The sequence below is a fragment of the Arsukibacterium sp. genome (assembly GCF_036735525.1).
GTDB lineage: Bacteria > Pseudomonadota > Gammaproteobacteria > Enterobacterales > Alteromonadaceae > Alishewanella.
The window spans coordinates 1-2,970 of the sequence record NZ_DAINOE010000166.1 but is presented as its reverse complement, the minus strand read 5'-3'; the positions used below and the strand labels follow the sequence as shown (position 1 = coordinate 2,970).

Genomic DNA, 2,970 nt, shown 5'->3' with positions numbered 1-2,970 from the left:
AGCACCCCTTGGCATGGCGCGCATTATAGGGGGTTTTAGCAAGGCTGCAAGGGGTAATTTAATTAAAACTTGCTTCGCAGAACTGATTGCATACAAAGCAGACAATTTAGCCAAAATTAATACAATTCAGTAGCGCTTTTAGCTACTACTGATGATCAGTGCAGCTTTAAGACGTTTTTTACCATAGCTAAAAGCCTTACTGAAAATTTTGTACTCGATGGGGATATATTGCCGCTCGGCCGTCGATAGCCAGGGAATATCATCAGTATCTGGATCATTGATATAAATAAAGTGCTCATCAGCAGCACAGAGTACAACCCAATGTGGCGCCTTACTCTTATCAAACTGCCAGGTGCTGATTAAGGCAATAATTAACTTCCCTTGCTGTAAGTGTTGCTTAATAGCATTGATTGACAACTCAGAATGGTGCACAGCTATGCCTTGTTGCTCGGTTTGCTGCTTGAAAGAGTTATGCACCCTCTGCAATACGGCTTTTTTTACTTCACTACGCACACTATCACCAAACAGCAGGCCATCATTATTCAGATACACCTCTACGTCAAAACCTCTGCGTTTGGCGGCAAGCGCTAACCCTCGCGGGCCACAACCGCCATGGCCACTGGTCATAAAGATGGTGGTCGCTTCGCGCCATAGCTCAATTTCCAGCTGATAAGGGTCAAATAAGCCAGGTTTAAAATAGTTAAAAGCCATTAATAAGCTGGCGGGTCCACAAGTAAAAGGCGTAGTTTGGGCTATGTACGGCACCTGACGGGCGACTGAACGACTGTTAAACTGAATAACCTGTTTCTGCATACAGATGGCATCGGAGTGATCTTCGTAAAAATCGTGTTTAACTGCAAACTCATGGTACTGCAGCTTTTGATACAACTTTATTGCCGGCACATTATCTTTTCGCACCTCAAGGCGCAGTAAAGCGCATCGCCGGTCAGCAGCTTGCTGCTCTGCTGCAAGCAGCAGTTTTTCAGCCAGCCCGCGCTGACGAAATGCAGGGTCAACCGCAATGGAATATAACCTTGCCAAACTGGTACCGCGTCGATAGATCAGTAAAAAGTAACCGGCAAGCTTGCCCGCTATTTCCAGTACGGTTAAATCACTACGTTTCTCTGTGATAAAACGGCGGAAGCTGCGAACGCTAAGCCGGTCGGAACTAAAACACTGTTGCTCTATTAACAGCAGTGCTGACACATCAGCCAGCACTGCTGCTCTGAGCACTATAGTAGTGTTAAGTCCTGACGTTGCTGATAGCTCAGTCATTTACCGGTTTTTCCTTTAAGTATTTGGCTGCAAAAGTTACTGTAGCATCACAACAGTTATCCAATTGAAATGCCAGTAAGAAATTCTGATGCTATGCTGAAAAATAATTCACTGTCATTTAATACCCTAATCAGTCAGGCTTGACCCACTAACAGGAGGTAACATGGCTAAATTGATAATAATAGTAGATAAAGCTCAGGATTGGGCGCCCTTTCACCAGTATGACGGCGTAATGAGCTTGCCAGCCTACTTAAAATGGTCAGCTAAACAAAAGCAAGGGTAAGAGTCATTAACCTGTGCCGCCAGTCACATTATCTGGGAAGTGGCTATTATTGTTCGTTGCTGGCCGAGGCACGTGGCCATCATGTGATGCCTTCCGTGCGGGCTTTTAACAAATTTAACCGTCATGAAATTGCCGATATCGCCGATGAGGTGCCGCTTGCGCTGCTACAACAATTGAATAAAGCGCTGACGGAGGAAGTCGCCACTCAATTAACCTTTAATATTTACTTCGGTGAAACCGAACATAAAGCATTAAAAAAGGTAGCCTCCTTCCTGTTTGAAGCCTTCCCTGTTCCGATCCTAAGGGTTGAACTACAGAAAAAAACTAGCTGGCAGGTAAAAACGCTGAAAATCGGCAGTGTACATAAACTGACAGAGACCGAGCAAAGCCTGTTTGGCAATATTCTGGAGAAATACAGCCACAAAATCTGGCGGCTGGAGCCAAGCAATCGTAAATTTAAATATGACTTGGCCGTATTGGTCGATCCGAAAGAAAAGTTTCCGCCCTGCACCCCTAAGTCACTGGAGTTGTTTGTCCGGGCAGCAAAAAAGGCGGCCATGGATGTCGAGCAGATTACGGCCAGAGATATTCACCGCATAGCTGAATTTGATGGCTTGTTTATCCGGGAAACCACCGCAGTAAATCACCACACCTTTCATATGGCCCAAAAAGCCGAGCGCGAAGGCTTGGCGGTCGTGGATGATCCCAGTTCCATTTTACGCTGTGGTAATAAAGTGTATCTGCAAACCTTGTTTGAACAGCACAAGGTGCCAATGCCTGATGGCCTGATGCTGTTTAAACAAGATGAAGACAATTTAGAGCGCGCAGCCGATAGCCTCGGCTTACCCCTGGTATTAAAAATTCCCGATGGTAGTTTTTCTCGTGGGGTTATTAAAGTGAAAACCCTCACCGAATTACGCTCTACCCTGGCCACCTTGTTTGAGCAAAGCGCTATTATCCTGGCACAGCGCTACACCTTTACCGAGTACGACTGGCGTATTGGCGTATTAAACGGCCAACCGATATTTGCCTGCAAATACTTTATGGCACGCAACCACTGGCAAATTTACAAACATAGTAAAGCCAAAACGGAAAGCGGCGGCTTTAGTACTTGCGCAGTAAATGAAGTGCCTGCCCATGTGCTGGATGCGGCTATTCGTGCCTGCGCACCTATTGGTGATAGCTTATATGGTGTCGATGTCAAACAAGATGGCGATAAGGTGTATGTTATAGAAGTAAACGACAACCCGAATATCGATGATGGTGTGGAGGACTTGCATCTGGGCAATAAGTTATACGATATCTTAGTCGAAGACTTTATCCGTCGCATTGAACTAAAACGGTAAATGGGAGGCGTAAAAAAACCGGCCTGGGCCGGTTAATTTGGTGCAGATGGAGAGACTCGAACTCTC

Annotated in this window: 2 protein-coding genes; one reads left to right on the top strand and one right to left on the bottom strand. The window is 45.7% G+C overall.

Annotated features, from left to right (window positions below; translation table 11 throughout):
* Positions 1-138: 138 nt before the first annotated feature.
* Positions 139-1,275, bottom strand: a complete 1,137-nt coding sequence (locus V7D78_RS16705; RefSeq protein ID WP_333609585.1) for a GNAT family N-acetyltransferase/peptidase C39 family protein — start codon at positions 1,273-1,275, stop codon at positions 139-141.
* Positions 1,276-1,563: 288 nt separating this feature from the next.
* Between V7D78_RS16705 and V7D78_RS16700 the strand changes: the two genes are divergently transcribed.
* Positions 1,564-2,904 (top strand): RimK family protein, encoded by a 1,341-nt coding sequence (locus tag V7D78_RS16700; RefSeq protein ID WP_333609586.1) that lies wholly within the window; start codon positions 1,564-1,566, stop codon positions 2,902-2,904.
* Positions 2,905-2,970: the final 66 nt, after the last annotated feature.

Bases quoted from the DNA above. Each gene is read 5' to 3' on its own strand.
- V7D78_RS16705 (WP_333609585.1), bottom strand. From the start codon at position 1,275: ATGACTGAGCTATCAGCAACGTCAGGACTTAACACTACTATAGTGCTC.